General features: G+C 66.8%; 5 protein-coding genes. All 5 read left to right on the top strand.

Annotated elements, in window-relative coordinates:
- Positions 1-89 precede the first annotated feature (89 nt).
- The gene (locus BJF77_RS01315) at positions 90-842 is read left to right on the top strand and encodes a hypothetical protein (protein WP_139318380.1); all 753 of its coding nucleotides are present in this window, start codon (positions 90-92) and stop codon (positions 840-842) included.
- A gap of 33 nt (positions 843-875) precedes the next feature.
- A complete protein-coding gene (locus BJF77_RS21245) occupies positions 876-1,523 on the top strand; it encodes a lytic transglycosylase domain-containing protein (protein ID WP_255396077.1) in 648 nt (215 codons plus the stop codon).
- A complete protein-coding gene (locus tag BJF77_RS22445) occupies positions 1,406-1,990 on the top strand; it encodes a M23 family metallopeptidase (protein ID WP_369821342.1) in 585 nt (194 codons plus the stop codon). The genes BJF77_RS21245 and BJF77_RS22445 overlap by 118 nt, the downstream gene beginning before the upstream one ends.
- Entirely contained in the window at positions 1,987-2,574 is a 588-nt protein-coding gene (locus tag BJF77_RS01305; RefSeq protein ID WP_075871061.1) for a hypothetical protein, read from the top strand. The genes BJF77_RS22445 and BJF77_RS01305 overlap by 4 nt, the downstream gene beginning before the upstream one ends.
- A 7-nt stretch (positions 2,575-2,581) precedes the next feature.
- Positions 2,582-3,135 (top strand): hypothetical protein (locus tag BJF77_RS01300; RefSeq protein ID WP_139318379.1); only part of this gene is annotated, 554 nt, incomplete at its 3' end.

The following is a 3,135-nucleotide window of genomic DNA, read 5'->3' as shown; positions in this document are numbered from 1 at the left end:
GGTGGTGCAACCACACCCTGGGAATGTCACTGGCCGCTTCTGCCGCCGAACGTGCCACCAGAGCCCGCCGGCTACGCATCCAGCGCCCCTTGCAGACCCACTACACCGTTGCTGTCCTCCAGCTCAAAGGCGGAGGTGGGAAAACCACCACGGCCTACCACCTCGCCGCGACCTACGGTCGGGTGCGCGGGGGCAACATCCTGGCCGGGGAGTTCAACGAGAACCAGGGCACCCTGGCCGAACGCTCCCTCACTGCCGACCATGACCGCACCACCTTGGATCTGATCCGCAACCTGGAGACCGTCACCCGTCGCACCGCCGACCTCGTGCGCTACGTGCGCCCCCAGGGCGATGACCGGATCCACGTGCTGGCCTCCCCACCGGAGGGCACCGACCGCTCCCGGGTGGACGGGCGCTCCGTGCGCACCGCCCACGAGACCCTGAGCTCCCTCTACAGCCTGATCCTGCTCGACACCGGCAACTCCGCCCAGTCCTCCACCTGGCGCGCCGCCGTGGACGTGGCCGACTCGCTGGTGCTGGTCGCCCACAACCGCGAGGACGACGCCCGGCTGCTGGAAGCCACGGTCGAAGCCGTCACAGCCGAAGGCCACGGCGACAAGCTGGCCCGCTCCGTGCTGGTCGTCTCCAACACCGCCACCAACAACACCGAACGCATCAGTCGCCTGCGCGACTACGCGGAGGCGATCGGACTGGCCGGGTGCGTGGTCATCCCCTTCGACAAGTCCCTCCAAGAAGGACGCGCCTTCCACTACGACGCCCTCCACCCGGGAACCGTGCGGGCCTACGAGGAAGCCACCGCCACACTGACCGACCAGCTCTGACCCACACCCCTCCCATCCCCCCAGGAGGCTGTGATGTCCGCTGGATCCTCGCGCGCCCTCGGCGCCATCATGGCGCTGCTGCTTGTCTTCGCCATCGGCTCGATCGTGGCTCTCGCCGTGCTCGTGGCCACCCTGGCCGAAGACGAGGAGCAGACCTCGGCCACCTCCTGCGCCGTCACCGCCGTCACCACCGACGACGACCAGGAGCGTGCACCGAACATCCCCAACGGCTGGGCACCATTGGTGGAAGAAGCCGCCAAGACCGCAGGGCTGCCCGTGAGCGTGGTGGCCGCCCAGCTCAAGCAGGAATCCAACTGGGACGCAGGCGCCGGCAGCTCCGCCGGAGCCCAGGGCATCGCCCAGTTCATGCCCGCCACCTGGGCGACCTACGGCAACGGGGGCGAGGTCACCGACCCCGACGACGCGATACCGGCCTACGGCCGCTACATGGCCGCCCTGAAGAAGGACGTCGAACCACTGGCCGATGGGGACGCCGACCAGCTCGTGCGCCTCACCCTGGCCGCCTACAACGCCGGCCCGGGGCCGTGCAGCAGTACAAGGGTGTGCCGCCCTATGAGGAAACCGAGAACTACGTCCGCACCATCCTTGACCTCGGCCAGAGCGAGTTCTCCGCCAACTGCGAGGTCCCCACCGGGGCGCAGGAATGGGACGGTGACCTAGGAGACGGTGAGTGGACCGTGCCGCTGCCCGGCGGGAAGTTCACCTCCGGCTACGGGCGGCGCAACGTCCCAGGACTGCCGGCCTGGGCACAAGAACACGTGGGCGTGGACATCGCCACCCCCGGTGCCGGCTCCGGCTCAGGAGGCCCAGTGATCGCCCCGACAGCCCTGCGCATCACCGGATTCAACAACACCGACGGGTGCGTGATCGCCAAGGAGAACGGCGACGACCCCGACTTCGGCTTCGCCTTCTGCCACCTGAACACCTACAGCGTGAAAAAGGGCGACACGCTCAAACGCGGCGACGTGATCGGCACCGAAGGCAACAAAGCCGGCCTGGGCGCGGTATCCACCCACCTGCATTTCGAGATCTACAAACCCGACGCCCCCGATGTGGTCTACCCCTACGAGGGCTTCAACATCGACCCCGAACCCATCCTCAAGCAGAAAGGAGCGTGGCCTAAATGACCCGCCACTCTCAGCTGGCCCTCACCCTCGCGCTGTGCGCTCTACCCCTGGCTGCCTGCGCCCCAGACGTAGCTGAACGGACCAGCGAACAGACCACCGCTACCGCGACGAGCACGCCCTCCCCCACCGCGACCACCCCCGGAGAGGGCACCTTCCTGGATCCGACTGATGTGGACCGCACCGATGTGGAAGCCACCGCCGAAGCTGCCGCGCTACTGATCCACTCCTGGGACACCGTCACCGACCGCACCCAAACCGCCGCCGCCATCCGCGCCAAGCCCTTGATGTCGGAAGAATGGGCCGCCAACCAGATCGAGCCCGAGCGCAACGGCAACCAGGCCGCCTGGCTGAAACCGTCCGAGCACCAGGCATACAGCGCACCCAGCATCACCCCCGCCGTGGGAGATGTCTCCCGCGACGTCGCCAACGACAAGGTCATCCGCGCTTACGACCTCACCTGGCGCTGGATCAGCCGCGACGGTCAAGAAATCGAGGCCACCGGGCGACGTCAGGTCGTCATCTACCTCGAGAAGCACAGCGGGCAGTGGGAAGTCGTCGGTCACCAATCCAGTGACCCCAACTAAGGCGCCCATGACTCCTGAAGATGATCAGCGCACGAAGCTCGCGGCGGCCCACATGCTTATGGCCCTCGCGGTCGTGACGTCTGCCGGCATTCTCTTCCAGCTCGCGATGCGGTTACCTGGAATAGACACTCCAAGCTGGAACACCTGGGCCGCGCTGGGGTTCAGCGTCGGAATCACCGCGGGGCTTCTCGTGGGAGCCTGGTGGCTGGTCCCGAAAGAGCTCATGGCGCTTCGGGTAGTGGGTGCCCGGGTGACTCGCTCGATAGGGCTCACCACCCCCCAGCTACCCGGCGTCAACGATCGTCAGCGCGCTGCCGTGGGCCTCGTCCTACTGCTGACCTTCACGATCTTGCTGGACAGCGCCGGGACCCGGTTGGTGACTGACGTCTTCAGCTCAAACCTGCCATTGATTGCGCTTCACGACGACTGGCGATATCTCGCCATTAAAGACGCTCCACCCATTTCCGTGGTCTTCATGAGCCTGCTTAGCGCACCGGTCGCAGAAGAAGTCTTCTTCCGTGGCCTGCCCCTAGCGCTCCTCACCTTGGTTTGGGCCACCCC

Source organism: Kocuria sp. CNJ-770, from assembly GCF_001942375.1.
In the GTDB taxonomy this organism is placed as follows: domain Bacteria; phylum Actinomycetota; class Actinomycetes; order Actinomycetales; family Micrococcaceae; genus Kocuria; species Kocuria oceani.
The sequence above is the reverse complement of the archived record's forward strand: the minus strand, read 5'-3'. Positions and strand labels throughout refer to the sequence as shown.